Origin of the sequence: Curtobacterium phoenicis, from assembly GCF_047238015.1 — a bacterium.
Classification (GTDB): Bacteria; Actinomycetota; Actinomycetes; order Actinomycetales; family Microbacteriaceae; genus Curtobacterium.
The window spans coordinates 87,233-112,127 of the sequence record NZ_JBDFLZ010000002.1 but is presented as its reverse complement, the minus strand read 5'-3'; the positions used below and the strand labels follow the sequence as shown (position 1 = coordinate 112,127).

Annotated in this window: 35 protein-coding genes and 1 pseudogene; 33 read left to right on the top strand and 3 right to left on the bottom strand. The window is 69.5% G+C overall.

The genetic code is table 11. The features are described from left to right. The first annotated feature begins 189 nt into the window (after nucleotides 1–189). The 23 genes and pseudogenes from rpsJ to map all read left to right on the top strand — a co-directional run bounded on the left by rpsJ (nucleotide 190) and on the right by map (nucleotide 12,602). A complete protein-coding gene (gene rpsJ / locus ABC270_RS00605) occupies nucleotides 190–498 on the top strand; it encodes a 30S ribosomal protein S10 (protein ID WP_022903286.1) in 309 nt (102 codons plus the stop codon). A gap of 12 nt (nucleotides 499–510) precedes the next feature. After that, complete coding sequence (rplC, locus tag ABC270_RS00600) at nucleotides 511–1,164, top strand: 50S ribosomal protein L3 (protein ID WP_058725377.1); 654 nt, start codon at nucleotides 511–513, stop codon at nucleotides 1,162–1,164. Nucleotides 1,165–1,166: 2 nt separating this feature from the next. Next, nucleotides 1,167–1,826: a 50S ribosomal protein L4 gene (gene rplD / locus ABC270_RS00595; RefSeq protein WP_412878998.1), complete on the top strand. Its 660-nt coding sequence runs from the start codon at nucleotides 1,167–1,169 to the stop codon at nucleotides 1,824–1,826. Continuing rightward, entirely contained in the window at nucleotides 1,823–2,122 is a 300-nt protein-coding gene (gene rplW, locus ABC270_RS00590; protein WP_022903283.1) for a 50S ribosomal protein L23, read from the top strand. The genes rplD and rplW overlap by 4 nt, the downstream gene beginning before the upstream one ends. An 18-nt stretch (nucleotides 2,123–2,140) precedes the next feature. Beyond that, nucleotides 2,141–2,980: a 50S ribosomal protein L2 gene (rplB, locus tag ABC270_RS00585; protein WP_022903282.1), complete on the top strand. Its 840-nt coding sequence runs from the start codon at nucleotides 2,141–2,143 to the stop codon at nucleotides 2,978–2,980. A gap of 11 nt (nucleotides 2,981–2,991) precedes the next feature. Beyond that, nucleotides 2,992–3,273 (top strand): 30S ribosomal protein S19, encoded by a 282-nt coding sequence (rpsS, locus tag ABC270_RS00580; RefSeq protein ID WP_017885529.1) that lies wholly within the window; start codon nucleotides 2,992–2,994, stop codon nucleotides 3,271–3,273. A 25-nt stretch (nucleotides 3,274–3,298) separates the two neighbouring features. Next, nucleotides 3,299–3,691: a 50S ribosomal protein L22 gene (rplV, locus tag ABC270_RS00575; RefSeq protein ID WP_058725380.1), complete on the top strand. Its 393-nt coding sequence runs from the start codon at nucleotides 3,299–3,301 to the stop codon at nucleotides 3,689–3,691. After that, nucleotides 3,691–4,488 (top strand): 30S ribosomal protein S3, encoded by a 798-nt coding sequence (gene rpsC, locus ABC270_RS00570; RefSeq protein ID WP_022903280.1) that lies wholly within the window; start codon nucleotides 3,691–3,693, stop codon nucleotides 4,486–4,488. The genes rplV and rpsC overlap by 1 nt, the downstream gene beginning before the upstream one ends. A gap of 2 nt (nucleotides 4,489–4,490) precedes the next feature. After that, nucleotides 4,491–4,910, top strand: a complete 420-nt coding sequence (gene rplP / locus ABC270_RS00565; protein WP_022903279.1) for a 50S ribosomal protein L16 — start codon at nucleotides 4,491–4,493, stop codon at nucleotides 4,908–4,910. After that, nucleotides 4,910–5,230 carry a 50S ribosomal protein L29 gene (gene rpmC / locus ABC270_RS00560; protein WP_412878997.1) on the top strand — a complete coding sequence of 107 codons (321 nt, stop codon included), beginning with the start codon at nucleotides 4,910–4,912 and terminating at the stop codon, nucleotides 5,228–5,230. Before rplP ends, rpmC begins: the two co-directional genes overlap by 1 nt. After that, nucleotides 5,230–5,514 carry a 30S ribosomal protein S17 gene (gene rpsQ / locus ABC270_RS00555; protein WP_022903277.1) on the top strand — a complete coding sequence of 95 codons (285 nt, stop codon included), beginning with the start codon at nucleotides 5,230–5,232 and terminating at the stop codon, nucleotides 5,512–5,514. Before rpmC ends, rpsQ begins: the two co-directional genes overlap by 1 nt. A 31-nt stretch (nucleotides 5,515–5,545) precedes the next feature. Beyond that, a complete protein-coding gene (rplN, locus tag ABC270_RS00550; RefSeq protein ID WP_017885523.1) occupies nucleotides 5,546–5,914 on the top strand; it encodes a 50S ribosomal protein L14 in 369 nt (122 codons plus the stop codon). Between the two features lie 3 nt (nucleotides 5,915–5,917). Then, nucleotides 5,918–6,259, top strand: a pseudogene (gene rplX / locus ABC270_RS00545) (50S ribosomal protein L24); the annotation flags it as partial. Between the two features lie 18 nt (nucleotides 6,260–6,277). Then, nucleotides 6,278–6,868 (top strand): 50S ribosomal protein L5, encoded by a 591-nt coding sequence (gene rplE, locus ABC270_RS00540; RefSeq protein WP_058725383.1) that lies wholly within the window; start codon nucleotides 6,278–6,280, stop codon nucleotides 6,866–6,868. A gap of 150 nt (nucleotides 6,869–7,018) precedes the next feature. Next, complete coding sequence (rpsH, locus tag ABC270_RS00535; RefSeq protein WP_412878996.1) at nucleotides 7,019–7,417, top strand: 30S ribosomal protein S8; 399 nt, start codon at nucleotides 7,019–7,021, stop codon at nucleotides 7,415–7,417. A gap of 6 nt (nucleotides 7,418–7,423) precedes the next feature. Continuing rightward, a complete protein-coding gene (rplF, locus tag ABC270_RS00530; RefSeq protein ID WP_412878995.1) occupies nucleotides 7,424–7,960 on the top strand; it encodes a 50S ribosomal protein L6 in 537 nt (178 codons plus the stop codon). Nucleotides 7,961–7,962: 2 nt separating this feature from the next. Continuing rightward, nucleotides 7,963–8,334: a 50S ribosomal protein L18 gene (gene rplR, locus ABC270_RS00525; RefSeq protein ID WP_058725386.1), complete on the top strand. Its 372-nt coding sequence runs from the start codon at nucleotides 7,963–7,965 to the stop codon at nucleotides 8,332–8,334. After that, the gene (gene rpsE / locus ABC270_RS00520; protein ID WP_412878994.1) at nucleotides 8,331–9,059 is read left to right on the top strand and encodes a 30S ribosomal protein S5; all 729 of its coding nucleotides are present in this window, start codon (nucleotides 8,331–8,333) and stop codon (nucleotides 9,057–9,059) included. Before rplR ends, rpsE begins: the two co-directional genes overlap by 4 nt. Beyond that, nucleotides 9,059–9,244 carry a 50S ribosomal protein L30 gene (gene rpmD, locus ABC270_RS00515; RefSeq protein ID WP_031273241.1) on the top strand — a complete coding sequence of 62 codons (186 nt, stop codon included), beginning with the start codon at nucleotides 9,059–9,061 and terminating at the stop codon, nucleotides 9,242–9,244. Before rpsE ends, rpmD begins: the two co-directional genes overlap by 1 nt. Beyond that, nucleotides 9,241–9,705, top strand: a complete 465-nt coding sequence (gene rplO, locus ABC270_RS00510; RefSeq protein ID WP_031273239.1) for a 50S ribosomal protein L15 — start codon at nucleotides 9,241–9,243, stop codon at nucleotides 9,703–9,705. Before rpmD ends, rplO begins: the two co-directional genes overlap by 4 nt. 147 nt (nucleotides 9,706–9,852) lie before the next feature. Continuing rightward, nucleotides 9,853–11,175: a preprotein translocase subunit SecY gene (secY, locus tag ABC270_RS00505; protein ID WP_412878993.1), complete on the top strand. Its 1,323-nt coding sequence runs from the start codon at nucleotides 9,853–9,855 to the stop codon at nucleotides 11,173–11,175. Further along, on the top strand, nucleotides 11,172–11,762 hold the full coding sequence (locus ABC270_RS00500; RefSeq protein ID WP_412878992.1) for an adenylate kinase: 591 nt from the start codon (nucleotides 11,172–11,174) through the stop codon (nucleotides 11,760–11,762). Before secY ends, ABC270_RS00500 begins: the two co-directional genes overlap by 4 nt. Nucleotides 11,763–11,768: 6 nt before the next feature. Continuing rightward, nucleotides 11,769–12,602, top strand: coding sequence for a type I methionyl aminopeptidase (gene map / locus ABC270_RS00495; RefSeq protein ID WP_412878991.1), 834 nt, complete (start codon nucleotides 11,769–11,771; stop codon nucleotides 12,600–12,602). 223 nt (nucleotides 12,603–12,825) lie between these two features. Here the strand turns inward: map and ABC270_RS00490 are convergent, their stop codons facing one another. Next, nucleotides 12,826–14,112 carry an LCP family protein gene (locus tag ABC270_RS00490; protein ID WP_412878990.1) on the bottom strand — a complete coding sequence of 429 codons (1,287 nt, stop codon included), beginning with the start codon at nucleotides 14,110–14,112 and terminating at the stop codon, nucleotides 12,826–12,828. A gap of 264 nt (nucleotides 14,113–14,376) precedes the next feature. On the opposite strand from ABC270_RS00490, the gene infA reads away from it, so the two are divergent. The 10 genes from infA to ABC270_RS00440 all read left to right on the top strand — a co-directional run bounded on the left by infA (nucleotide 14,377) and on the right by ABC270_RS00440 (nucleotide 23,075). Continuing rightward, a complete protein-coding gene (infA, locus tag ABC270_RS00485; RefSeq protein WP_017885509.1) occupies nucleotides 14,377–14,598 on the top strand; it encodes a translation initiation factor IF-1 in 222 nt (73 codons plus the stop codon). Nucleotides 14,599–14,668: 70 nt separating this feature from the next. After that, complete coding sequence (gene rpmJ / locus ABC270_RS00480; RefSeq protein ID WP_022903266.1) at nucleotides 14,669–14,785, top strand: 50S ribosomal protein L36; 117 nt, start codon at nucleotides 14,669–14,671, stop codon at nucleotides 14,783–14,785. A 139-nt stretch (nucleotides 14,786–14,924) separates the two neighbouring features. Continuing rightward, nucleotides 14,925–15,299: a 30S ribosomal protein S13 gene (gene rpsM / locus ABC270_RS00475; protein ID WP_412878989.1), complete on the top strand. Its 375-nt coding sequence runs from the start codon at nucleotides 14,925–14,927 to the stop codon at nucleotides 15,297–15,299. A 9-nt stretch (nucleotides 15,300–15,308) separates the two neighbouring features. After that, entirely contained in the window at nucleotides 15,309–15,707 is a 399-nt protein-coding gene (gene rpsK, locus ABC270_RS00470) for a 30S ribosomal protein S11 (protein ID WP_017885507.1), read from the top strand. Nucleotides 15,708–15,913: 206 nt separating this feature from the next. Further along, the gene (locus ABC270_RS00465; RefSeq protein ID WP_412878988.1) at nucleotides 15,914–16,906 is read left to right on the top strand and encodes a DNA-directed RNA polymerase subunit alpha; all 993 of its coding nucleotides are present in this window, start codon (nucleotides 15,914–15,916) and stop codon (nucleotides 16,904–16,906) included. Nucleotides 16,907–16,969: 63 nt separating this feature from the next. After that, complete coding sequence (gene rplQ, locus ABC270_RS00460; protein WP_412878987.1) at nucleotides 16,970–17,557, top strand: 50S ribosomal protein L17; 588 nt, start codon at nucleotides 16,970–16,972, stop codon at nucleotides 17,555–17,557. Between the two features lie 244 nt (nucleotides 17,558–17,801). Next, on the top strand, nucleotides 17,802–18,938 hold the full coding sequence (locus ABC270_RS00455) for an FUSC family protein (protein ID WP_412878986.1): 1,137 nt from the start codon (nucleotides 17,802–17,804) through the stop codon (nucleotides 18,936–18,938). Between the two features lie 23 nt (nucleotides 18,939–18,961). Then, nucleotides 18,962–19,348, top strand: coding sequence for an ArsR/SmtB family transcription factor (locus ABC270_RS00450; RefSeq protein WP_412878985.1), 387 nt, complete (start codon nucleotides 18,962–18,964; stop codon nucleotides 19,346–19,348). A 1-nt stretch (nucleotide 19,349) separates the two neighbouring features. Continuing rightward, nucleotides 19,350–19,793: an SRPBCC domain-containing protein gene (locus ABC270_RS00445; protein WP_412878984.1), complete on the top strand. Its 444-nt coding sequence runs from the start codon at nucleotides 19,350–19,352 to the stop codon at nucleotides 19,791–19,793. Between the two features lie 84 nt (nucleotides 19,794–19,877). Continuing rightward, nucleotides 19,878–23,075: an ATP-binding protein gene (locus ABC270_RS00440; protein WP_412878983.1), complete on the top strand. Its 3,198-nt coding sequence runs from the start codon at nucleotides 19,878–19,880 to the stop codon at nucleotides 23,073–23,075. On the opposite strand, the gene ABC270_RS00435 is transcribed toward ABC270_RS00440, so the two are convergent. Then, nucleotides 23,057–23,887, bottom strand: coding sequence for an ABC transporter permease (locus ABC270_RS00435; protein ID WP_412878982.1), 831 nt, complete (start codon nucleotides 23,885–23,887; stop codon nucleotides 23,057–23,059). The two genes, ABC270_RS00440 and ABC270_RS00435, sit on opposite strands and share 19 nt — an antisense overlap. After that, nucleotides 23,884–24,879 carry an ATP-binding cassette domain-containing protein gene (locus ABC270_RS00430; RefSeq protein WP_412878981.1) on the bottom strand — a complete coding sequence of 332 codons (996 nt, stop codon included), beginning with the start codon at nucleotides 24,877–24,879 and terminating at the stop codon, nucleotides 23,884–23,886. Before ABC270_RS00430 ends, ABC270_RS00435 begins: the two co-directional genes overlap by 4 nt. Nucleotides 24,880–24,895 lie beyond the last annotated feature (16 nt).

Here is a 24,895-nt window from a genome sequence, read left to right as displayed (position 1 = left end):
GTGTGGGGGAAGCGACATGCCCACGCTGGACGGCCCAGGTCGCCCGCGCGGTTGACAGGAGAACAGCGGTCATCCCCAGTGGATGCGGCCGGTTGGTTCAGGTAAACGGCCTGGCCCGCAGGAATGCGGAGTGCAGGCGGCGTCAGGCGGCCCGAGAGGGTGCGCGGCGCAGAGAGGACAAAGAGACACATGGCGGGACAGAAGATCCGCATCCGGCTCAAGTCGTACGACCACGAGGTCATCGACACGTCGGCCCGGAAGATCGTCGACACGGTGACCCGTGCCGGTGCGACCGTGGTCGGCCCGGTGCCGCTCCCCACCGAGAAGAACGTGGTCACCGTGATCCGTTCTCCCCACAAGTACAAGGACTCGCGCGAGCACTTCGAGAAGCGCACGCACAAGCGGGTCATCGACATCGTCGACCCGACGCCGAAGGCCGTCGACTCGCTCATGCGACTCGACCTCCCGGCCGACGTCAACATCGAGATCAAGCTGTAAGGGGGCTGACCAATGGCGAACTCCACCAAGACCGTCAAGGGCCTCCTCGGCAAGAAGCTCGGGATGACCCAGGTGTGGGATGAGAACAACAAGTTCATCCCCGTGACCGTGATCGAGGTCGGCCCGAACGTGGTCACCCAGATCCGCAACGTCGAGCGTGACGGCTACGAGGCGATCCAGATCGCCGCCGGTGCCATCGACCCGCGCAAGGTCAACAAGCCGACCGCCGGCCACTTCGAGGCCGCAGGCGTGACCCCGCGTCGCACCCTCACCGAGATCCGTACCAACGACTCCGCTGAGTACACGCTCGGCCAGGAGCTCACCGTCGACACGTTCGAGGCGGGCCAGAAGGTCGACGTCGTCGGTACCTCCAAGGGCAAGGGCTTCGCCGGTGTCATGAAGCGCCACGGCTTCGCCGGCGTCTCGGCATCGCACGGTGCGCACCGCAACCACCGCAAGCCCGGTTCGATCGGCGCCTCGTCGACCCCGTCGCGTGTCTTCAAGGGCATGCGCATGGCCGGTCGCATGGGCGGCGAGCGCGTGACCGTCCTCAACCTCACGGTGCACGCCGTCGACGCCGAGAAGGGTCTGCTGCTCGTCAAGGGCGCCGTCCCCGGTGCTCGTGGCCGCTCCGTCTTCGTCCGCACCGCCGTGAAGGGTAAGTGATCATGGCCACCGAGACCGCAACCACGATCGACGTCCTCGACGCGACCGGGGCCGTCGCCGGCAGCATCGAGCTGCCCGCCGCGCTCTTCGACGTCGAGACCAACGTCCCGCTGATCCACCAGGTCGTCACCGCGCAGCTCGCCGCCGCGCGTCAGGGCACCCACAAGACCAAGAACCGCGGCGAGGTCCGCGGTGCGGGTCGCAAGCCGTTCAAGCAGAAGGGCACCGGCCGCTCCCGTCAGGGTTCGGTCCGCGCTCCGGAGCACACCGGCGGTGGCGTCGTCCACGGACCGACCCCGCGCGACTACTCGCAGCGCACCCCGAAGAAGATGATCGCCGCAGCCCTGCTCGGCTCGCTCTCGGACCGCGCCCGCGGTGGCCGCATCGCCGCTGTGGAGGGCTTCGTCCCGGCCGAGGTCCCCTCGACCAAGACCGCCCGCACGCTCATCGAGAAGGTCGCGCCCGTCAAGAACGTGCTCGTCGTGCTCGAGTCGGACGACGAGCTCGCGCTCAAGTCGGTCCGCAACCTGCCGAACGTCCACGCGCTCTCGTACGGCCAGCTCAACGCCTACGACGTGCTCCGTGCCGACGCGCTCGTCTTCAGCAAGAGCGCACTCGACGCCTTCATCGCGTCGAAGACCGCGAAGGAGATCTCCGCATGAGCGGCTTCAACAAGGACCCGCGCGACATCATCATCTCGCCGGTCGTCTCGGAGAAGAGCTACGGCCTGATCGACCAGGGCAAGTACACGTTCATCGTGGACCCCCGTTCGAACAAGACCGAGATCAAGCTCGCCATCGAGAAGATCTTCGACGTCAAGGTCGCGAGCATCAACACGCTGAACCGCCCGGGCAAGACCCGTCGCACGCGGTTCGGCATGGGCAAGCGCAAGGACACCAAGCGCGCCATCGTGACGCTCAAGTCCGGTTCGATCGACATCTTCACGGCTGTCGGCTGAGGACCAGAGGGATAAATCATGGCTATTCGTAACTACAAGCCGACGACCCCTGGTCGTCGCGGCTCGTCGGTCGCCGACTTCGCCGAGATCACCCGTTCGACGCCGGAGAAGTCGCTGCTTCGTCCGCTGCCGAAGACCGGTGGGCGCAACAGCTCCGGCCGCATCACGACCCGTCACATCGGTGGTGGCCACAAGCGCCAGTACCGCGTGATCGACTTCCGTCGTCACGACAAGGACGGCGTCGACGCCAAGGTCGCACACATCGAGTACGACCCGAACCGCACCGCGCGCATCGCGCTCCTGCACTACGTGGACGGCACGAAGCGCTACATCATCGCGCCGAACAAGCTCAAGCAGGGCGACGTCGTCGAGCAGGGCCCCGGCGCCGACATCAAGCCCGGCAACAACCTGCCGCTGCGCAACATCCCCGTGGGTACCGTCATCCACGCGATCGAGCTCCGCCCCGGTGGCGGCGCGAAGATGGCCCGCTCCGCCGGTGCCTCGGTGCGTCTCGTCGCCAAGGACGGCCCCTACGCGCAGCTCCGCCTGCCGTCGGGCGAGGTCCGCAACGTCGACGCGCGCTGCCGCGCCACCATCGGCGAGGTCGGCAACGCCGAGCAGTCCAACATCAACTGGGGCAAGGCCGGCCGCATGCGCTGGAAGGGCGTCCGCCCGACCGTGCGTGGTGTCGCCATGAACCCGGTCGACCACCCGCACGGTGGTGGTGAGGGCAAGACCTCCGGTGGTCGTCACCCGGTCAGCCCGTGGGGTCAGGCCGAGGGCCGGACGCGCAAGCCGAACAAGCCGAGCGACAAGCTCATCGTCCGTCGCCGTAACGCCGGCAAGAAGCGCAAGTAGGAGTTCAGAAGATGCCACGCAGTCTGAAGAAGGGCCCCTTCGTCGACGAGCACCTGCTCCGCAAGGTCGTCACGCAGAACGAGGCCAACACCAAGAACGTGATCCGCACCTGGTCGCGTCGCTCGATGATCGTCCCGAACATGCTCGGGCACACGATCGCCGTGCACGACGGCCGCAAGCACATCCCGGTGTTCGTCACCGAGTCGATGGTCGGTCACAAGCTCGGCGAGTTCGCGCCGACCCGCACCTTCCGTGGTCACGTGAAGGACGACAAGAAGGGCCGTCGCCGCTAACGCGGGGACGCAGAGGAGGAACGAAATGGTGGAGTCGATCGCACGCGTGCGACACATCCGCGTCACGCCTCAGAAGGCCCGTCGCGTCATCGAGCTGATCCGCGGCAAGCAGGCCCACGAGGCGCTCGCCATCCTGAAGTTCGCGCCGCAGGCCGCTTCGGAGCCCGTGTACAAGCTGGTCGCCTCGGCGATCGCGAACGCCCGGGTGAAGGCGGACTCGACGAACAGCTTCCTCGACGAGCGCGACCTCTACGTGAGCCGCGTCTTCGTCGACGAGGGCACGACCCTGAAGCGGTTCCAGCCGCGTGCCCAGGGCCGCGCCTTCCGCATCAACAAGCGCACCAGCCACATCACGGTCGTCCTCGCGACGCCGGAAGAGGCTGAGGCCGCCGCGACGAGCAAGAAGGCGAGCAAGTAATGGGCCAGAAGGTCAACCCGTACGGCTTCCGTCTCGGGATCACGACGGACCACGTCTCGCACTGGTTCACCGACAGCACCAAGGCCGGTCAGCGCTACGCCGACTACGTGGCCGAGGACATCAAGGTGCGCGAGTACCTGAAGAAGACCCTCGACCGTGCCGGCGTCGCCCGCATCGAGCTCGAGCGCACCCGTGACCGTGTCCGCGTGGACATCCACACGGCGCGTCCGGGCATCGTCATCGGTCGTCGTGGTGCCGAGGCCGAGCGCGTCCGCGGTGAGCTCGAGAAGCTCACCAAGAAGCAGATCCAGCTCAACATCCTCGAGGTGAAGAACCCCGAGACCGAGGCCCAGCTCGTCGCGCAGGGCATCGCCGAGCAGCTCTCCGCCCGTGTCGCGTTCCGTCGCGCCATGCGCAAGGGCCTGCAGGGTGCACAGCGCGCCGGCGCCAAGGGTGTCCGCATCCAGGTGTCGGGTCGTCTCGGCGGCGCCGAGATGTCGCGCTCGGAGTTCTACCGCGAGGGCCGTGTGCCCCTGCACACGCTCCGCGCGAACATCGACTACGGCTTCTACGAGGCCCGGACCACGTTCGGCCGCATCGGCGTGAAGGTCTGGATCTACAAGGGCGACATCACGAACAAGGAGCTCGCTCGCGAGCAGGCGAACCAGCGTTCGTCGCGCCCGGAGCGTCGTGGCGGCCCCCGTGGCGAGCGCGGCGACCGTCGTGGCGGCGACCGTGGCGGCCGTCAGCAGCAGGCCCCGCAGGACGCGCCGGCCGGCGCAGGAGTTGAGGCGTAACCATGCTTATCCCCCGTCGAGTCAAGCACCGCAAGCAGCACCACCCGAAGCGTTCGGGTCAGGCGACCGGTGGCACCAAGGTCAGCTTCGGCGACTTCGGTATCCAGGCGCTCACCCCGGCGTACGTGACGAACCGGCAGATCGAGTCCGCTCGTATCGCCATGACCCGTCACATCAAGCGTGGCGGCAAGGTCTGGATCAACATCTACCCGGACCGTCCGCTCACCAAGAAGCCGGCCGAGACCCGCATGGGTTCCGGTAAGGGTTCCCCCGAGTGGTGGGTCGCCAACGTCAAGCCGGGTCGTGTGCTCTTCGAGCTCTCCGGCGTCAACGAGGACATCGCCCGCGAGGCGTTGACCCGTGCAATCCACAAGCTGCCCCTCAAGGCACGCATCATCAAGCGCGAGGAGGGCGACGCATAATGGCGATCGGTTCCAAGGAGCTCCGTCCGACTGAGCTCGACACGTTCGAGAACGAGCGGCTCGCCGACGAGCTGAAGAAGGCCAAGGAGGAGCTGTTCAACCTCCGCTTCCAGTCGGCCACCGGCCAGCTGGAGAGCCACGGTCGTCTTCGTGCCGTCAAGCGCGACATCGCCCGCATCTACACCGTCCTCCGCGAGCGCGAGCTCGGCATCCGTGCCACCCCCGCGCCCGTCGAGACCGCCCCGAAGGCCAAGAAGTCGACGAAGAAGGCTGAGAAGCCCGCCGAGTCGACCGAGGCCGAGACCGCCGAGGAGAACTGATGGCGAACGAAGAGAACACCTCCGCCGCCTCGACCCGCGGCTACCGCAAGACGCGCCGCGGCTACGTGACGAGCGACAAGATGGACAAGACCATCGTGGTCGAGGTCGAGGACCGCGTGAAGCACGCGCTCTACGGCAAGATCATCCGCCGCACGTCCAAGGTGAAGGCCCACGACGAGCTCGGCACGGCTGGTGTCGGCGACCTCGTCGTGATCAGCGAGACCCGTCCCCTCAGCGCCTCCAAGCGCTGGCGCCTGGTCGAGATCCTCGAGAAGGCCAAGTAGGCCTCGGCCTGCTTCGGAACAGGAGACAACAGTGATTCAGCAGGAATCCCGCCTGAAGGTCGCCGACAACACGGGTGCCAAGGAGATCTTGACCATCCGCGTGCTCGGTGGCTCCGGTCGTCGCTACGCCGGTCTCGGTGACGTCATCGTCGCCACGGTGAAGGACGCCATCCCCGGCGGCAACGTGAAGAAGGGTGACGTCGTCAAGGCGGTCATCGTTCGCACCAAGAAGGAGACCCGTCGTCAGGACGGCTCCTACATCAAGTTCGACGAGAACGCGGCAGTGATCCTCAAGGCTGACGGCGACCCGCGCGGCACGCGCATCTTCGGTCCGGTCGGTCGCGAGCTCCGTGACAAGAAGTTCATGAAGATCATCTCGCTCGCGCCGGAGGTGCTGTAAGCCATGGCGAACATCAAGAAGGGTGACCTCGTCGAGGTCATCACGGGCGCCGCGCAGGAGCGTGGCGGCGACCGCGGCAAGCAGGGCAAGGTCATCGAGGTGCTCGTCGACTCCGAGCGCGTCGTCGTCGAGGGCGTGAACTTCGTCACGAAGCACGTCCGCGTCGGCCAGACCCAGCGTGGTTCGAAGACCGGTGGCATCGAGCAGCACGAGGCTCCGATCCACGTCTCGAACGTCGCGATCGTCGACCCGAAGACCAAGAAGCCGACCCGCGTCGGTTTCCGTACCGAAGAGGTGGAGAAGGACGGCGTCAAGAAGACCGTCCGTGTCCGCTACGCCAAGAAGTCGGGTGAGAAGCTTCTGATGACCGACACGACTGCCGCGCCGGCGACCAAGGTCGAGCCGCGCCTCAAGCAGAAGTACAAGAACGAGATCAAGGCTGCCCTCACTGAGCAGTTCGGGTACGCGAACGTCAACCAGGTCCCCGGCCTGGTCAAGGTCGTCGTGAACACCGGCGTCGGCGAGGCCGCTCGTGACTCGAAGATCATCGAGGGGGCCATCAAGGACCTCACGGCGATCACGGGTCAGAAGCCCCAGGTCAACATCGCTCGCAAGTCCATCGCGCAGTTCAAGCTGCGCGAGGGCCAGGCGATCGGTGCGCACGTCACCCTCCGCGGTGACCGCGCCTGGGAGTTCCTCGACCGCCTGATCTCCCTCGCCCTGCCCCGCATCCGCGACTTCCGCGGACTCAGCGACAAGCAGTTCGACGGGAACGGCAACTACACGTTCGGTCTCACGGAGCAGTCCGTGTTCCACGAGATCGACCAGGACCGCATCGACCGCGTGCGTGGCTTCGACATCACCGTCGTGACCACCGCGAAGTCGGACGACGAGGGCCGCGCGCTGCTCAAGCAGCTCGGGTTCCCGTTCCGTTCTGCCGAGCAGACGGTCTAAGATACTTCGGGCGGTGCGGGCCGGGGGATTCACGTCCTCCGGCCCGCACGCACGAACACACAGGTCTCCGGGAGCCGCCCGGGGACCCCGATCGCTCAGGTCGGCATTCGTGGAACGGGTGTCGAAACCAGGCGAGAATGGATACGCATCATGACGATGACCGATCCGGTCGCAGACATGCTGACCAGATTGCGGAACGCGAACTCGGCGCACCACGACGCCGTCTCGCTTCCCAGCTCCAAGCTGAAGAAGAACATCGCTGAGATCCTCAAGCGCGAGGGTTACATCAACGAGTGGAAGGTCGAGGACGCCCGCGTCGGGCAGACCCTCACGATCGACCTGAAGTACGGCCCCGAGCGCGAGCGCTCGATCGCCGGCATCAAGCGCGTCTCGAAGCCGGGCCTCCGGGTCTACGCGAAGTCGACGGAGATCCCCCAGGTCCTCGGTGGCCTCGGCGTGGCGATCCTCTCGACGTCGTCCGGCCTCCTGACCGACCGCGAAGCCGAGCAGAAGGGCGTGGGTGGGGAAGTCCTCGCCTACGTGTGGTGATCGACAATGTCTCGAATCGGACGTCTTCCCATCGACATCCCCGCCGGCGTCACCGTCTCCATCGACGGCCAGAACGTGGCGGTCAAGGGCCCGAAGGGCGAGCTTGCGCTCGTCGTCGCTGAGCCCATCCAGGCCAAGGTCGAGGAGAACCAGGTCCTCGTCACCCGTCCGGACGACGAGCGCTCCTCGCGTTCGCTCCACGGCCTGACCCGCACCCTGATCGCGAACAACATCGTCGGTGTCACCGAGGGCTACTCCAAGGGCCTCGAGGTCGTCGGCACCGGTTACCGCGTGCAGGCGAAGGGCACCAGCGTCGAGTTCGCGCTGGGCTACTCCCACCCGATCACGGTCGAGCCGCCTGCGGGCATCTCGTTCGCCGTCGAGGGCAACAACAAGCTCACCGTGACCGGCATCGACAAGCAGGCCGTCGGCGAGGTGGCCGCCAACATCCGCAAGCTGCGCAAGCCCGAGCCCTACAAGGGCAAGGGTGTCCGCTACGCCGGCGAGATCGTGCGCCGCAAGGCCGGAAAGTCAGGTAAGTGATCATGGCTCTCGGTATCCGAGGAAAGAGCAAGTCGGCCGCCAAGGCGCGCCGTCACAACCGACTCCGCAAGAAGATCACCGGCACCGAGGCGCGTCCGCGTCTGGCCGTCACGCGTTCGTCGCGTCACGTGTTCGTGCAGGTCATCGACGACGCGAAGGGTCACACCCTCGCCAGCGCATCGACGATGGAGGCCGACCTCCGCTCGTTCGACGGCGACAAGACCGCCAAGGCCCGTCGCGTCGGTGAGCTCCTCGCCGAGCGCGCGAAGGCTGCCGGCGTCGAGGCCGTGGTCTTCGACCGTGGTGGCAGCAAGTACGCCGGTCGCGTCGCCGCGATCGCCGATGGCGCCCGTGAAGGAGGGCTGAACCTGTGAGCGACACCGCGAACACCACCAGCAACACCGCCAAGGAGACGACCGAGGCTGCGGCCACGGCCGAGCGTCCGGTCGAGACCGCCGCTGGCTCCGCGTCGAACAACCGCGACTCCGCCGACCAGCGCGGCCGTCGTGGTGGCGGGCGTGACCGCCAGCAGGGCCGCGACCGCAACAACCGCGGTGGCGACAGCCAGTTCCTCGAGCGCGTGGTGACCATCAACCGCGTCTCGAAGGTCGTCAAGGGTGGTCGTCGCTTCAGCTTCACGGCGCTCGTCGTCGTGGGCGACGGCAACGGCCTCGTGGGCGTCGGCTACGGCAAGGCCAAGGAGGTCCCGACGGCGATCTCCAAGGGTGTCGAGGAAGCGAAGAAGAACTTCTTCCGCGTCCCGCGCGTCGGCAACACCATCCCGCACCCGGTGCAGGGTGAGGCCGCTGCCGGTGTCGTGCTCCTGCGTCCGGCCGCTGCCGGTACCGGTGTCATCGCCGGTGGTCCGGTCCGCGCCGTGCTCGAGTGCGCCGGTATCCACGACGTCCTGAGCAAGTCGCTCGGCTCGTCGAACACCATCAACATCGTGCACGCGACCGTCGAGGCGCTGCAGCAGCTCGAGGAGCCCCGCGCGGTCGCAGTCCGTCGTGGCCTCGACGTCGACGCGGTCGTTCCGGCCCGTCTGCTGCGTGCCGAGGCCGCCGCCGCGCGTGCCGTGTCCGAGAAGGCAGGTGCGTGATGGCCATGCTGAAGATCACGCAGACGAAGTCCGTTATCAGCGAGAAGCAGTACCAGCGCGACACCCTGCGCAGCCTGGGCCTCAAGCGCATCGGCCGTACGGTCCTGCGTGAGGACAACGCCCAGAACCGCGGGTACATCGCGACGGTCGCGCACCTCGTGAAGGTCGAGGAGGTCGACGCATGAGCGACGAGAAGAACGAGCGCGTGCAGGTCCTGAAGCTGCACCACCTCCGCCCGGCCACCGGTGCGAAGAAGGACCGCACCCGTGTGGGTCGCGGTGAGGGCTCGAAGGGCAAGACCGCCGGCCGCGGTACCAAGGGTCAGAAGGCTCGGTACCAGGTCAAGGTCGGCTTCGAGGGTGGGCAGATGCCGCTGCACATGCGCACCCCGAAGCTCCGCGGGTTCAAGAACCCGTTCCGTGTCGAGTACCAGGTCGTGAACCTGGACAAGATCGCGGAGCTCTACCCGAACGGTGGCGACGTCACCGTGGCGGACCTGGTCGCGAAGGGCGCCGTCCGCAAGAACGAGAAGGTCAAGGTTCTCGGTCAGGGCGACATCAACGTGAAGCTCACGGTCTCGGTCGACAAGGTCTCGGCGTCCGCCGCCGAGAAGATCGCGGCTGCTGGCGGCACCGTCTCCCAGTAACCCCCGTCGGCGGCCCGTGCGTTTGCGCACGGGCCGCCGTTACGGTTTCCTTGACAGTGGCCGACGTCCGTCGGCCTGGTCGGCCCTGCCGGCCGACACCGGAACGGTCGCGTTCGACGGCCCCGGTCCCAGAAGTTCGGAGTCCTCGTGTTCAGAGCGGTCGCGCGCATCATGCGCACCCCAGACCTTCGCAAGAAGATCGGCTTCACCCTCGCGATCATCGCGCTCTTCCGCCTGGGGTCGTACATCCCCGCCCCGTTCGTCGACTACGCGTCCGTGCAGAGCTGCCTCGCCAGCGCGTCCTCGCAGCAGGGCCTCTACGACCTGATCAACCTCTTCTCCGGCGGCGCGCTGCTGAAGCTCTCCGTCTTCGCGCTCGGCATCATGCCGTACATCACGTCGTCGATCATCGTGCAGCTCCTGCGCGTGGTCATCCCGCACTTCGACGCCCTCTACAAGGAGGGCCAGTCCGGTCAGGCCAAGCTGACGCAGTACACGCGCTACCTCACCATCGCGCTGGGCGTCCTGCAGTCGACCACCCTGATCACGGTCGCGCGTTCCGGCGCGCTCTTCGGCACGAACGCGTCGGCCTCCTGCTCGTCGATCATCTCGAACGACAGCTGGTACGCGATCATGCTGATGGTGATCACGCTGACCGCCGGCACCGGCCTGATCATGTGGATGGGCGAGCTCGTCACCGAGCGCGGCATCGGCAACGGCATGTCGCTCCTGATCTTCACGTCGATCGCGGCGCAGTTCCCGTCGGCCCTCTGGGCGATCGAGCAGTCGAACGGCTTCGAGGTCTTCCTCCTCGTCATCCTCGTCGGGCTCGTCATCATGATGGCCGTCGTGTTCGTCGAGCAGTCGCAGCGCCGGATCCCCGTGCAGTACGCCAAGCGCATGGTCGGGCGTCGCACGTTCGGCGGCAACAACACGTACATCCCGATCAAGGTGAACATGGCCGGCGTCGTGCCCGTCATCTTCGCCTCCTCGCTGCTCTACCTGCCGGCCCTGGTGGCGCAGTTCAACCAGCCCTCGGACGGTTCCGCACCGGCCGCGTGGGTGACCTGGATCCAGACGAACCTGACCTCGGGCGACAACTGGTTCTACATGGTCCTGTACTTCCTGCTCATCGTCGGGTTCACCTACTTCTACGTCGCGATCACCTTCAACCCCGAAGAGGTCGCTGACAACATGAAGAAGTACGGCGGCTTCATCCCGGGCATCCGCGCTGGACGCCCCACCGCCGAGTACCTCGACTACGTCCTGACCCGGGTGACGTTGCCCGGTTCGCTCTACCTCGGTCTGATCGCACTCATCCCGCTGGGCGCCCTGGCGTTCTTCGGTGCGAACCAGAACTTCCCGTTCGGCGGCGCCAGCATCCTCATCATCGTGGGTGTCGGCCTCGAGACGGTGAAGCAGATCGACTCCCAGCTCCAGCAACGTCACTACGAAGGGCTTCTCCGTTGAGCGCACGTCTCATCATCGTCGGACCTCCCGGAGCCGGGAAGGGCACGCAGGCCGGCCGCATCGCCGACGCGTTCGGCGTCCCGGCGATCTCGACGGGCGACATCTTCCGCAAGAACGTCGCCGAGGGGACCCCGCTCGGCATCGAGGCGAAGAAGCTGATGGACGCCGGCGAGTACGTGCCGGACGAACTCACCAACGAGCTCGTGAAGTCGCGGCTGGCCGAGTCGGACGCTGAGCACGGGTTCCTGCTCGACGGCTACCCCCGCACCCTGAACCAGGTCGCGTACCTCGACGCACTGCTGACCGAGCAGGGCACCCAGCTCGACGCCGTCGTGCAGCTCGTCGCGGACCAGGACGAACTCGTCGGTCGGCTCCTCAAGCGTGCCGAGGACCAGGGTCGCAGCGACGACAACGAGGAGACGATCCGTCGTCGGCAGGAGGTCTACGTCGAGCAGACCGCCCCGATCATCGGCGCGTACGCCGAGCGTGGGCTCGTGCTCGACGTCGACGGTCTGGGCGGCATCGACGAGGTCGGCGACCGCATCCAGTCGGCGCTCGCATCGCGTGGGCTCACCGCGGGCGTCTGACCCGACGTGGTCCGCTTCCGCAAGCCGTCGATCTACAAGACGCCGGAAGAACTCCGCGCCATGGTGCGTCCGGGGCTCCTCACGGCCCAGGCACTCGACGCGGTGCGCGCCGCGATCCGACCCGGCACCACGACGGGCGAACTCGACGCCATCGCCGAGCGGACCATCCGTGACGGCGGTGGTGTGCCGAACTTCCAGCTCGTCCCGGGGTACCGGCACACCCTGTGCGTGTCGGTGAACGACGAGATCGTCCACGGCATCCCGGGCGACCGCGTGGTGCAGGCCGGCGACATCGTGTCGGTGGACGCCGGCGCCGAGGTCGACGGGTGGAACGGGGACAGCGCCTTCACGATCGTCGTCCCCGGCGGGGACGCCTCGGTCGCCGGGGCACGGCGGAAGCTCTGCGACACGACCGAGCGGTCGCTGTGGCACGGCATCGCCGCCCTCGCCGCAGCGAAGCACCTGAACGAGGTCGGCGCCGCGGTCGAGGACGCCATCGAGGACACCGGTGCCTGGGGCATCGTCGAGGACTACACCGGCCACGGGATCGGTCGGTCCATGCACGAGGAACCGCCGGTCTTCAACTACCGCGTGCGCGGCGCGGGTCCGACCGTGAAGCCCGGTCTGGTCGTCGCCATCGAACCGATGGTGACAGCCGGGACGATCGACAGCTCGACCGACGACGACGACTGGACGGTCCGGACGCTGGACGGCTCCGACGCGGCGCACTGGGAACACACCGTCGCGGTGCACGCGGACGGCATCTGGGTCACCACCGCCGCCGACGGCGGCGCTGCGGGCCTGGCCCCGCTGGGTGTGACGCCGGTCCCGATCCCGTAGGGCGGGCCTCCCGGCGGCGCTTCGCGTCAGGTGGCACCGTCGCCCGTGACACCGCGCTGCCGCTCGGGCGACGCTGCCCGTCGGTGGGGACCGCGCGTCCGCAGGCAGGGCGGGCCGGTTGGAGCGTCGTCACCCGACCGGCCTGGAGGCGCGGCGCGCCCCCGCCCCGTCGGCTCGGTCGCCGACCGAGCAGGTCTGCGCGCGGCGCGCCGGCCCCGTCGGCTCAGTTCCCGACCGAGCAGGTCTGCTCGTTCGCACTCTGTCCCGTGATCGAGGAGGGCAGCGGCGTCGCACTCGCCGTCGCCTTCGCGGTGGCGGATGACGATGCCGACGACCCCGAGGTGGATCCGGTCGAGGAGGTCCCGGACGCCGAGGACGATCCGGTCGTGGAGGACGTCCCGGAGGTCGCCGAGGACGAGCTCGTCCCACTCTTCGACTCCTCCGACGCCCGGCCCGTCGTGGAGTCCGACAGCGACGTCTTCTGGTCGGTCTGCAGTGCGACGTTGAGCGCGTGCGCCGCCTCCTGCGACACGATCACGCGGGCGTTGTCGGCCGGGTCGTCGACGACGGGGTACTGCACGAAGAGCATGTTCGAGGTGCTCATGCCGCGGAGCGTGGTGGCGAGGCCGACGAGACTCCGCGCCTTCGCGAGGCCGTCGGAGAGCGTCATGTTCTGCAGGGCGGCCGTCGCGAGCCGGTAGAGCGTGACCGGGTCGGAGAGCGTGTCGCCCGAGGTGATCTTCCGGAGCAGCGCGGACAGGAACACCTGCTGCGAGCTGATCCGTGCGAGGTCGCTCCCGTCGCCGACGCCGTGGCGGGTACGGAGGAACGCGAGCGCGTCGGAGCCCTCGAGCGTGTGCTCGCCGGCCGTCAGGTGGAGTCCGGTGTAGGTGTCGTTGATCGGCTGCGCCACGCACACGTCGACGCCGCCCAGCGCGTTCGACATCGAGATCACGCCGTCGAACGTGATGAGTCCGGCGTAGGGGATCTGCAGCCCGGTGAGGTTCTCGACGGTGTCGACGACGCAGGAAACCCCGCCGTTCCCGAGCGAGGTGTTGAACTGCGCGGACGCGACCGCGGGGTACGTGGTCCCGGTGGCCGGGTTGCTGCACGCCGGGATCGGCACCATGAGGTCGCGCGGGAAGCTCACCGCGGTCAGCTGTTGGTGGTCCTGCGAGATGTGCACGAGGATCGTGACGTCGTTCCGGGCGCCCTGGACGTCCTCGTCGGAGTCGAACTGCCCGACGCGGGTGTCGCTGCCGATGAGCAGGATGTTCGCTCCGCCCGGCATCGCCGTGATGTCGGCGGTGTCCGCGACCCGCTGGTCGTCCTTGCTCAGCGCGACGGTCTTCGGCTTCGCGGCGAGCGTGCCGGTGGCGATGGCGGCGACGCTCGTGCCGCTGACGAGGGCGACGGCGAGGACGGACGCGACGATGCCGAGGGCCGACGCCCAGGCGCGGTGACGGGGCAGGCGTCCGTGGCGGGCCAGGGGGCCGCGGGTCTTCGGCACGGTTCTCTCCGTTCGGTGGGCTGCCGTGACACGGTACGGCCGGTGCACTCGAGACGGCCCAGAACGGGCCAGGCAACCACTGTGGAACGTTCAGGCTCGGACCGGGAAGCCCCAGGTCGAGGGGGCGGTGCCGCCAGCACTTGGCAATCGGGCGTCTGACAAGTAGGATCGATCTTTGGTGTGTCATGCCCTCCGGGCGTGGCGCCCGACCCGCAGACCGGCTCGGGGATCACACCGGTAATCCAACCAAGCGACAGTGAGGCTATGGCCAAGAAAGACGGCGTCATCGAGATCGAGGGCTCGGTGCTCGAAGCTCTGCCCAACGCGATGTTCCGCGTTGAGCTGACCAACGGACACAAGGTCCTCGCGCACATCTCCGGGAAGATGCGCCAGCACTACATCCGCATCCTCCCCGAGGACCGCGTGATCGTGGAGCTAAGCCCGTACGACCTGACCCGCGGCCGGATCGTCTACCGCTACAAGTGATCCGCGAGCTGGAAAGGAACGGCTCGGCGAACCCGCCGAGCACGAAGCCAGCGAGCACGAGGAACCAACCATGAAGGTCAACCCCAGCGTCAAGCCCATCTGCGAGCACTGCCGAGTGATCCGCCGGAAGGGCCGCGTCATGGTGATCTGCAAGAGCAACCCGCGCCACAAGCAGCGCCAGGGCTGAGCTCCCAGCAGGACCCACAACTCAACACCGAACACGCAGTACCAGAACCCGCGGCTCCGGCAGCGGGGGACACCTCGGGGTGGAGGCCCGGGCACCGGTACTGCGCCACACCTCCACCAACCACAGGAGCAGCCAGCACATGGCACGTCTAGCAGGCGTCGACATCCCGCGCGAGAAGCGCGTGGAGATCGCACTCACGTACATCTACGGCGTCGGCCGTACCCGGTCCGTCCAGGCTCTCGCCGAGACCGGCATCTCGGGCGACATCCGCGTCAAGGACCTCACCGACGACCAGCTCGTCGCCCTCCGCGACTACATCGAGGGCAACTTCAAGGTGGAGGGTGACCTCCGCCGCGAGGTCGCCGCCGACATCCGCCGCAAGGTCGAGATCGGTAGCTACAAGGGTCTCCGCCACCGTCGTGGTCTCCCGGTGCGCGGTCAGCGCACCAAGACCAACGCGCGTACCCGCAAGGGACCGAAGCGCACCGTGGCAGGCAAGAAGAAGGCCCGATAGGAGATCATCATGGCTACCCCCAAGACTGCCGCGCGCAAGCCGCGTCGCAAGGAGAAGAAGAACGTCGCCGTGGGCCAGGCCCACATCAAGAGCACGTTCAACAACACGATCGTCAGCATCACCGACCCGTCGGGTGCCGTCCTCAGCTGGGCGTCCTCGGGTGCCGTCGGCTTCAAGGGTTCGCGCAAGTCGACGCCGTTCGCGGCGCAGCTCGCCGCCGAGTCCGCCGCGCGTCAGGCGCAGGAGCACGGCGTCAAGAAGGTCGACGTCTTCGTGAAGGGTCCGGGTTCGGGCCGCGAGACCGCGATCCGCTCCCTCCAGGCCGCCGGCCTCGAGGTCGGTTCGATCAACGACGTCACGCCGCAGGCGCACAACGGGTGCCGCCCGCCGAAGCGTCGCCGCGTCTGACGCGAGGAGCAACCGGCCGTTCCCCGCTCGTTCCCGCAACCGGGGCGAGCGGGGCCGGCCATTCCTGGTCGTTCGATCGCGCACGCCGGACCCCCGCGGGCCGGCGGTGCGCGTGATCACAACTCAACAGACCCGTCGGGGCCCGGTCGGCCCCGTCGTACCGCCGAGTGTCATATAGCGGACACTCCGCCGAAAGGAATCCCACAGTGCTCATTGCACAGCGCCCCACCCTGACCGAGGAGTCGATCTCCGAGCACCGCTCGCGCTTCGTCATCGAGCCGCTCGAGCCGGGCTTCGGTTACACCCTCGGCAACTCGCTGCGCCGCACGCTCCTCTCCTCGATCCCCGGCGCGGCTGTCACCAGCATCCGCATCGACGGCGTCCTCCACGAGTTCAGCACCGTGCCCGGTGTCAAGGAAGACGTCACCGAGATCATCCTCAACATCAAGAGCCTCGTCGTCTCCAGCGAGCACGACGAGCCGATCACCGCGTACCTGCGCAAGCAGGGTGCCGGTCAGGTCACCGCGGCGGACATCTCCGCCCCGGCCGGCGTCGAGATCCACAACCCGGACCTCGTCATCGCGACCCTGAACGACACCGCGCGGTTCGAGCTCGAGCTCACGATCGAGCGTGGCCGTGGCTACGTGTCGGCGACGCAGAACCGCTCGGAGTTCTCCGAGGCCGGTCAGATCCCGATCGACTCGATCTACTCGCCGGTCCTCAAGGTCACCTACCGCGTCGAGGCGACGCGTGCCGGTGAGCGCACGGACTTCGACCGCCTGGTCGTCGACGTCGAGACGAAGCCGGCGATCTCGCCGCGCGACGCCATCGCCTCGGCGGGCCGCACCCTGGTCGAGCTGTTCGGTCTCGCCCGCGAGCTGAACACGGCGGCCGAGGGCATCGAGATCGGCCCCGCGCCGGTCGACGCGGTGCTCTCGAACGAGCTGCAGACCCCGATCGAGGACCTCGACCTGTCGGTCCGCAGCTACAACTGCCTCAAGCGGGAGGGCATCAACACGGTGTCCGAGCTCGTCGCCCTCTCGGAGACGCAGCTCATGAACATCCGCAACTTCGGTCAGAAGTCGGTGGACGAGGTCAAGGACAAGCTCACCGAGCTCGGCCTGTCCCTCAAGGACACCGTCCCCGGATTCGACGGCGCCCACTTCTACAGCGGGTACGACGAGGACGAGTCCAACTGACCTCGCGCGCAAGCGCACGCGCGCTGAGTCAGCGCGCACCACATTCACCACTGGAGAACTGACATGCCGAAGCCCACCAAGGGCCCCCGCCTCGGTGGCGGTCCCGCCCACGAGCGCCTGCTCCTGAGCAACCTCGCCAACGCCCTCTTCACGCACGGTCGCATCACCACGACCGAGACGAAGGCCAAGCGCCTCCGTCCGGTCGCCGAGCGGCTCATCACGTTCGCGAAGCGCGGCGACCTGCACGCCCGTCGTCGCGTGATCAGCATCCTGCGTGACAAGTCCGTCGTGCACACGCTGTTCACCGAGATCGCCCCGCAGGTCGAAGACCGTCAGGGCGGCTACACCCGCATCACGAAGCTCGGCTTCCGCAAGGGCGACAACGCTCCCCTCGCGTCGATCGAGCTCGTCCTCGAGCCGGTGTCGGGCAAGCCCGCCCCGGTGAAGCGCGACGCCGCCCCCGCCGCTGCCGCGCCTGTCGAGGAGCCCGCGGCCGAGGAGCCCACCGCCGAGGAGGCCCCGGTCGACGAGACCGAGACCACCGAAGAGTCCGCTCCGGTCGCCGAGGAGACCGAGACCGAGGCTGCCGCCGAGGTCGAGGACGACGCTGCCGCCAAGGCGGACGACACGAAGGCCGACGACGCCAAGTAGTCCTCAGCACCACACGAGGAAGCCCCCGCGATGCACGTCGCGGGGGCTTCCTCGTGTCCGGCGCCGGGAGGTGGTCGCGTCCGCGACCAGGCGTCGGACGGGAGGCATGGTGCCGGCCCGCCACGGGCCTCCCGTCGGACGGGAGGCACGGTGCCGGCCCGCCACGGGCCTCCCGGCCGTCGTCGCGCGACACGGACCGATCCGCCGTGGCTCACAGGCGCACCCACGTAGCGTCTCGGGCGCCATGGCACGAGCAGAACGCATCACGGGCGCCGGACGCCGCATCTGGCGGTGGAGCCGCGACTCCGGCACCCAACCGCGCCTGCTGCTCGCGGCGAAGGCAGCCCTCGCCGCGACGATCGCGTGGGTCCTCGCGAAGTACGCACCGGGCGTGGCCGCGGAGTACCCGTACTACGCGCCCCTCGGCGCGATCGTCGCCATGCGCACGACCGTGTTCGCCGGGATCCGGTCGGGCGTGCAGACCCTCGTGGGGATCACCCTCGGGATCGTCATCGCCTGGGTGACCATGCTCGTCGGCGACCCCGGCGGCATCGCGGTCGCGCTCGTGGTGGGGCTCGGTGTGCTCGTGAGCGGCTTCCGCATCCTCGGCGAGGGCTACTCGTGGGTGCCCATGGCCGCGCTCTTCGTCCTGCTCGTCGGCGGCGGGAACGCGGAGGGCTACTCCTTCGCCTACATCGTGCAGATGGCGATCGGCATCGGGATCGGCCTCGCGGTGAACTTCGCCGTGTTCCCGCCGCTGCACTTCTGGGACGCGGAGCGCCGCATCGACCAGGTGAACGCGGTGCTCGCACGGCAGCTCGACGACCTGGCCGACGCGCTCGTCGACGGCGAGCCCGACACGGCCGCGTGGGACCGGCAGCAGGCGCGGCTCGACAAGGCGATCGCGGACGTGCGGGACCGGGTCGCGACCGCCCAGGAGAGCCGGCGGATGAACCCCCGGGGCGCGCTCCGGGGGTCCCGGGCGCGACTGGAGTCCGACGGTGCCCGGTTCCGCGCGGTCGAACGCGCCGCCTGGTACACGACCGACCTCACCGAACTCGTCGCCCGGTCCGGCCCGGTGGCGGACAACATCGGCCGGCCGGATCGTGTCTTCGCCGATCCCTTCGCGGCCGCACTGCGGCAGGTGGCGTGCGTGGTCCGCGGTGACTGCCCGGCCGAGGAGGGAGACGACGCCCTCGCGAAGCTCGAGCAGGCGCTCGACGCCAGTCGGTCGAACCCGTCGCAGGTGACGGTCACGGCGAGTGCGATCGTCGCGCTGCGGGGTGTCATCGAGTCCGAGAAGCGGGCGACGGAGGACGTGGACACCGAGACGGGGCCGTTCGGGAAGGAACGGCGGGACCGCCGTCCTCGACAAAGATAACACTGTGGTTATATGGTGTGGCCGTGCACGCATTCGACGTCCTCGGTGACCCGGTTCGCCGGCGCCTGACCGAGCTCCTGGCCAGCGGCGATCGCCCCGCGGGTGAGCTGGTCGACGTCATCGCGTCGGAGTTCGGGATCTCGCAGCCGGCGGTCTCGCGGCACCTGCGGATCCTGCGCGAGGCGGGTTTCGCGTCGTCGGAGGCACGTGGGACCGTGCGCGTCTACCGCCTCGAGCCCAGCGTGGTGGCCGAGCTCGACGGCGCCGTCGAACGCTACCGCGCGCTCTGGCGACAACGCCTCGACGCGCTGGGCACCGAGATCGCCAGGGGGCAGCGCGAGGCCCGATCGGCGGCAGGTGGGCCCGCGTCCATGACCGGAACACCCACACGACACGACGAGGAGCCCTGACATGCGCACCACCGACGGCACCGCAGAACCGCTCTCCGAGGGCGGGTACCTCATCCGCTTCGCCCAGACCTACCCGACCACCCCGGAAGACCTCTGGCACGCGGTGACCGACCGCGAGCGACTTTCCCGCTGGATGGCCCCGTACGAGGGTGACCTGCGACTCGGCGGGCACTGGACCGCGCGGTACGACGACGGGAGCGTGTTCACCGTCGGCCAGGTCACGGCGTGCGACCCGCCCCGGAGCTTCACGACCACCTGGCACGCCGTCGAGGAGCAGCAGACCACGATCACGGTGACCGTCGAGCCGGCCGAGCGCGGTGCGGCGCTCCGGCTCGAGCACGAGGGGGTCGGCAGCGTGGACTACCTCGCCGGGTGGCACACGTACCTCGAGCTGCTCGAACTCGATCTCGACGGCGACGCGGCCGCGGCCTCGACGTTCGACTGAAATGCCCGGTACCGGGAGCTCCGGACGCGGTACCGGGAGAACGGCGCGGGAGGCCTGACGCCCGAGCGTCCGTAGACTCGGGACGTGACCGCGCGTCCCCGCCTCGCCGTCCTCGGACCCGTACTGGTCGAGGGGACGTCGGGGACGCCCACCGTGGTCACGGGCGCGCTCGCCCGGTCGTTCCTCACCGCGCTGGTCCTCGCGCCCGGGCTGAGCCTGTCGAGCGGCTCGCTCATCGACGACCTCTGGCCCGGTGAGCAGCCCCGTGCGGCACGGGCGGCGCTCCAGACCATGGTGTCGCGCCTGCGCCGCACCACCGCCAAGGGGCTCGTGCGCTCCACCGCCACGGGCTACGCCCTCGCGTGCGACACGGACGACGTCGATCTCCTCCGGGCGGAGCACGCGGCGGCGTCGACCGACGCCGGCGGCGTCGAGGACGCCCTCGCGCTCTGGCGGGGTGTCCCCGGCGAGGACGTCGAGGGCGACCTCGGCGACGCGCTCGCCGCCCGGGCCGCGACCGCACGCGGCGCCCTGCGACGATCGCTCGGTGCCCTCCTGCTCGACACCGGGCGGGCGGACGAGGCGGTCGCGGTGTGGCGGTCCGCCGCCGAGGCGGACCCCTTCGACGAGGTCACGGTCGCGGGCACGATGCGTGCCCTCGACGCTGCCGGCCGTCCGGCCGAGGCGCTCGCCGTGTTCGCCGCGCACCGTGACCGGTTGGCCGACGAACTCGGCGCAGACCCCTCCGGCGACCTCGTCCGACTGAACGCGGACCTCCTGCGCCGGTCGGCCGACCAGGTAGGGCGGGCGCGACGCATCGGCCTGCGGGCTGCGCCGAACCGGTTGGTCGGACGGGAGGCCGACCTCGCCGCCGTCACGGGCCTCCTGTCGCGCGAGCGGTTGGTCACGGTCCTCGGTGCGGGTGGGCTCGGGAAGACCCGCCTCGCACAGGCGGTCGCGGCGGGGTTGCCGGACGACGTCGGCGTCGTCGTGGTGGAGCTCGCGTCCGTCGCGGCCCCCGAAGACGTCCTCCCCGCGCTCGGCGCCGTGCTCGGGATCGTGGAGGTCCGATCGGCCCGGACGCTGCGCGACGCCGTGGTGACCGACCTGTCGGCGAGGGTCGTGCGGTCGCTGTCGGACGGTCCGACGGTGCTCGTGCTCGACAACTGCGAGCACCTGCTCGGGCCGGTCGCCACGCTGACCGCCGAGCTGCTCGCAGCGGCCCCTGACCTGCGGGTGCTCGCCACGTCGCGGGCGCCACTCGCGATCGCCGGCGAGGTCGTGGCGCCCCTGGCACCCCTGCCCGTCGAGGCGGACGGCGCCGCGGTGCGCCTCTTCACCGAGCGTGCCCGCGCAGCCCGACCCGGCGCCGTGCTGCCCGTGGACGCCGTCCGCCGGATCTGCACCCGTCTCGACGGCTCACCCCTCGCGATCGAGCTCGCCGCCGCGCGGATCCGAGGCATGAGCACCGACGAGATCGAACGACGCCTCGACGACCGCTTCGCGTTGCTGCGGGGCGGCGACCGGAGCGCACCGGAACGGCACCGCACCCTGCTCGCGGTCATCGAGTGGAGCTGGCACCTGCTCGACGACGGCGCCCGCGACCTCCTGCCCCGACTCGCGCTCTTCCCCGACGGGCTCGCGGTCGACGCGGTGGAGGCGGTCGCGGCCCCGGACCAGCCCGACGCGCTGGACGACCTCGCCGACCTCGTCGAGCAGTCGCTCGTGCAGCTCGTCGAACGCGAGGGCGAGCCCGTCCGCTACCGCCTGCTCGAGACCGTCCGGGAGTTCGGTACGGCGCGGCTCCGCGACCTCGGGCGCACCGACGAGGTCCGACGTGCGATGCTCGGTTGGGCCCACGACTTCGGCACCACCCACGACCTGTTCGCCATCGCCGGCCCGGAGCAGCTCGGCCGGTTCCACGAGGTCCGCCGCGAGGCCGACAACCTCGTCGGGCTCCTGCGGTGGGCGCTCCGCGACGAGGACGCCGGGACGACCGCAGCGGTGTTCGGCGCCCTCGGCGCCTACTGGACGCTCCGTGGCACGCAGGAGGAGATCACCGCGGTCGCGCCGGACGTCGTGACCGTCCTGCGGTCCCGCGAGCCGGCACCGGCAGACCGCACCGCCGCACACGTCGGGCTCGTCGTGGCAGGTGGCGCGTCCGCGTTCGACGACCGCCGCACGACGGCGTGGGCCGTGTCGACGCTCCGCCGGTGGCGCCGGACCGCGACCGCCGACGATCCCGTCGTCGACGCCCTCGCCGCGCTCTTCGTCGAGTTCGGCCGCCCGGAGGCCGCGACCGCCCTGCTCGCCCGGTTCCGTGCCGATCCGGACGACCGCGTCGCCTGCATCGGCAACCTGCTCAGCGCGCCGCTCGCCGAGAACGGCGGGGAGCCCGCCGAGGCGCTCCGCTTCGCCGTCGCCGCCCAGGACCTCGCGAACCGTGCCGGTGACCTGTGGACCACCGGCACCTCCGCGGTCACGATGACGCAGCTCCTCGCGCAGACGGGCCGGTACCGGGACGCCCTCGACGCGGCCGAACGCGCTCGGGGGCGTCTCGAGCTCCTGGGTGCCGACGACGACCTGTCCGAGATCGCCTGGTCGGTCGGACTCTGCGCCGCTGCGACCGGCGACGTCGACCGGGCCCGGGCGGTCGCCCGTGAGTTGCAGCACCGGCCGGCCGGTGGTCGTGGCCCCGAGGCCGACGGCGCGATGGTGGCCCTGATCGCGCTGGCGATCGAGGCGGAGTGTCGGCGGGCGGAGGGCGACCCGGCAGCGGCTGCCGAACGGTACACGGCGGCGTGGGAGACGGCATCGGACCGGCGTGGCCCTGCCCCGAACTGGCGACTCATGGCGGGCGCGGCCCGCATCGCCGCGGTCGACGAGACCGCGGGCGGGTTCGACGGACTCCGGCCGGCCGAGCGGGCGGTCGCGCGACGGATGCGGAACGTGACACTCGCCCTGCTCCGCGTCCGACCGTGGTGGACCGACCTCCCCGTGGTCGGGACGACGCTCGCCGGCCTCGCGCTCGCTGCCGCCCGCGAGGGATCCTTCGACGCGGCTGCGCGGTGCTGGGCGCTCGCCGTGCGCTTCGGCACCCGGCAGGACTTCGCCGTGCTCGCGCACGAACGGCTCCGGCCCCTGCTGGCGGCTGTGATCGGTGCCGACGTGCTCCGGGACGCCGAGTCGGCCTCGGCCCGGTGGGACCGGGCCGAGGCCGAGACGGCGGCGCGCTGCGTGCTCGAGGACCTCCGGTCCGGACCTCAGGCCTTCCGCATGTAGGTCCGGACCGTGAGCGGGGCGAACACCGCGACGATCACCGCCGCTCCGAGGAGACTGATCCAGAGGTCACCGGTCACCGCGCCGTGGTTGACCAGCTCGCGGACCGCGGTGATGAGGTGCGAGATCGGGTTGACCTCGGTGAACCACCGCAGCCAGCTCGGCAGGGTGTCGACGGGGACGAACGCGTTCGAGAGGAAGGTCAGCGGGAACAGCACGAGGTTCGCGATGCCGGAGACGCTCGACGCGGTCCGGGCGACGACACCGAAGTACGCGAAGATCCAGCTGATCGCCCACGCGACGACGATCACGAGGAGCCCGGCGAGCACGACGGCCGCGGGGCCGCCCTCCGGCCGCAGACCCATGATGATCCCCACCGTGAAGGTGATCGCGGTCGCGATCGCGTACCGGACGGTGTCGGCGAGCAGGGCCCCTGCCAGCGGTGCGATCCGCGCGATCGGCAGCGACTTGAACCGGTCGAACACGCCCTTGTCCATGTCCTCGCGGAGCTGCACGCCCGTCACGATCGACGACGTGATGTTCGTCTGCACGAGGATGCCGGGGATGATCACGGGCAGGTAGCTGCCGATGTCGCCGGAGATCGCGCCACCGAAGATGTACGTGAACATCACGGTGAAGACGATCGGCATGAGCGTCACGTCGAAGAGCTGCTCGGGCGTCCGGCGGATCTTCACGAGGCCGCGGTAGGCCATCGTGAAGGACTGTCGGACGGTCGCGCCGAGTCCGGTGCTGCCGACGCCGGCGCGGGGCGTGACCCGGGGCGTGGACGTCGGGGTCGGGGCGATGGTGGTCATGCGATGCTCCCTTCGAGCTCGCGGTCGGCGCCGTCGGTCGCGTCGGCGTCCGTCGGCTTGCCGGTGATGGTCAGGAAGACCTCGTCGAGCGTCGGCTTCTGCACGCTCATCTCGGCGAGGGAGATGCCGGCCTCGCGGAACGACACGAGCAGGTCGGTCACCCGGTCGGGGTCGGTCATCGGCGCGGTCAGCCGGGAGCCCTCGGGACTCGCCACCGCGTCGACGCCGAGCGTGGTGCGCACGATCGTCCGCGCGGCGTCCAGCCGGAGGCCGTCGGTCAGCCGGAGCTGCAGCGACGAGGTGCCGATCGACGCCTTCAGCTCGTCACCCGTGCCCTCGGCGACGACCCGCCCGTGGTCGATGACGGCGATGCGGTCAGCGAGCTGGTCGGCCTCGTCGAGGTACTGCGTGGTCAGCAGGACGGTGGACCCGGTCGCGACGAGCTCCCGGATCGTGTCCCACATCTGCGCCCGGGTGCGCGGGTCGAGCCCGGTGGTCGGTTCGTCGAGGAAGATGAGCGGCGGCTGCGCGATGAGGCTCGCCGCAAGGTCCAGCCGACGACGCATGCCGCCGGAGAACGCCTTGAGCGGCCGGGACGCGGCCTCGGTCAGGCCGAAGCGGTCGAGCAGTTCGGAGGCCTTCGCGCGTGCGTGGCGGCGGGAGAGCCCGAGCAGCCGCGAGAAGATCACGAGGTTCTCGGTCGCGCTGAGGGTCTCGTCGACGCTCGCGTACTGGCCGGTCACGCCGATGAGCGAACGGACCGTCTGGGCCTCGCGCCGGACGTCGTGTCCGAACACGCGGGCCTCACCGGCGTCCGCCGCGAGGAGGGTCGCCAGCATCGAGATCGTGGTGGTCTTCCCGGCGCCGTTCGGGCCGAGCACGCCGTAGACCGAGCCGGCCTCCACGCGGAGGTCGACACCGTCCACGGCGCGGTTCGTCCCGAAGGTCTTCACGAGGCCGGATGCCTCCACCGCGAGGGGTGTCGTGGTCATCGCAGGTTCCTTTCGT

What these genes read in the sequence shown, in the direction of transcription:
- ABC270_RS00435 (WP_412878982.1), bottom strand. Translation starts at nt 23,887, where the DNA reads ATGACCACCATCGCCCCGACCCCGACGTCCACGCCCCGGGTCACGCCC.
- infA (WP_017885509.1), top strand. Translation starts at nt 14,377, where the DNA reads ATGGCCAAGAAAGACGGCGTCATCGAGATCGAGGGCTCGGTGCTCGAA.
- rpsM (WP_412878989.1), top strand. Translation starts at nt 14,925, where the DNA reads ATGGCACGTCTAGCAGGCGTCGACATCCCGCGCGAGAAGCGCGTGGAG.
- rplO (WP_031273239.1), top strand. Translation starts at nt 9,241, where the DNA reads ATGAGCGACGAGAAGAACGAGCGCGTGCAGGTCCTGAAGCTGCACCAC.
- rpsH (WP_412878996.1), top strand. Translation starts at nt 7,019, where the DNA reads ATGACGATGACCGATCCGGTCGCAGACATGCTGACCAGATTGCGGAAC.
- rpmC (WP_412878997.1), top strand. Translation starts at nt 4,910, where the DNA reads ATGGCGATCGGTTCCAAGGAGCTCCGTCCGACTGAGCTCGACACGTTC.
- rplQ (WP_412878987.1), top strand. Translation starts at nt 16,970, where the DNA reads ATGCCGAAGCCCACCAAGGGCCCCCGCCTCGGTGGCGGTCCCGCCCAC.
- rpsK (WP_017885507.1), top strand. Translation starts at nt 15,309, where the DNA reads ATGGCTACCCCCAAGACTGCCGCGCGCAAGCCGCGTCGCAAGGAGAAG.
- rplB (WP_022903282.1), top strand. Translation starts at nt 2,141, where the DNA reads ATGGCTATTCGTAACTACAAGCCGACGACCCCTGGTCGTCGCGGCTCG.
- rpsC (WP_022903280.1), top strand. Translation starts at nt 3,691, where the DNA reads ATGGGCCAGAAGGTCAACCCGTACGGCTTCCGTCTCGGGATCACGACG.
- rplD (WP_412878998.1), top strand. Translation starts at nt 1,167, where the DNA reads ATGGCCACCGAGACCGCAACCACGATCGACGTCCTCGACGCGACCGGG.
- rpmD (WP_031273241.1), top strand. Translation starts at nt 9,059, where the DNA reads ATGGCCATGCTGAAGATCACGCAGACGAAGTCCGTTATCAGCGAGAAG.
- ABC270_RS00430 (WP_412878981.1), bottom strand. Translation starts at nt 24,879, where the DNA reads ATGACCACGACACCCCTCGCGGTGGAGGCATCCGGCCTCGTGAAGACC.
- rpsS (WP_017885529.1), top strand. Translation starts at nt 2,992, where the DNA reads ATGCCACGCAGTCTGAAGAAGGGCCCCTTCGTCGACGAGCACCTGCTC.
- rplF (WP_412878995.1), top strand. Translation starts at nt 7,424, where the DNA reads ATGTCTCGAATCGGACGTCTTCCCATCGACATCCCCGCCGGCGTCACC.
- rplC (WP_058725377.1), top strand. Translation starts at nt 511, where the DNA reads ATGGCGAACTCCACCAAGACCGTCAAGGGCCTCCTCGGCAAGAAGCTC.
- rplE (WP_058725383.1), top strand. Translation starts at nt 6,278, where the DNA reads ATGACCGACACGACTGCCGCGCCGGCGACCAAGGTCGAGCCGCGCCTC.
- ABC270_RS00455 (WP_412878986.1), top strand. Translation starts at nt 17,802, where the DNA reads ATGGCACGAGCAGAACGCATCACGGGCGCCGGACGCCGCATCTGGCGG.
- rplP (WP_022903279.1), top strand. Translation starts at nt 4,491, where the DNA reads ATGCTTATCCCCCGTCGAGTCAAGCACCGCAAGCAGCACCACCCGAAG.
- ABC270_RS00445 (WP_412878984.1), top strand. Translation starts at nt 19,350, where the DNA reads ATGCGCACCACCGACGGCACCGCAGAACCGCTCTCCGAGGGCGGGTAC.
- rpsJ (WP_022903286.1), top strand. Translation starts at nt 190, where the DNA reads ATGGCGGGACAGAAGATCCGCATCCGGCTCAAGTCGTACGACCACGAG.
- rpmJ (WP_022903266.1), top strand. Translation starts at nt 14,669, where the DNA reads ATGAAGGTCAACCCCAGCGTCAAGCCCATCTGCGAGCACTGCCGAGTG.
- rplV (WP_058725380.1), top strand. Translation starts at nt 3,299, where the DNA reads ATGGTGGAGTCGATCGCACGCGTGCGACACATCCGCGTCACGCCTCAG.
- rplW (WP_022903283.1), top strand. Translation starts at nt 1,823, where the DNA reads ATGAGCGGCTTCAACAAGGACCCGCGCGACATCATCATCTCGCCGGTC.
- rpsQ (WP_022903277.1), top strand. Translation starts at nt 5,230, where the DNA reads ATGGCGAACGAAGAGAACACCTCCGCCGCCTCGACCCGCGGCTACCGC.
- rplR (WP_058725386.1), top strand. Translation starts at nt 7,963, where the DNA reads ATGGCTCTCGGTATCCGAGGAAAGAGCAAGTCGGCCGCCAAGGCGCGC.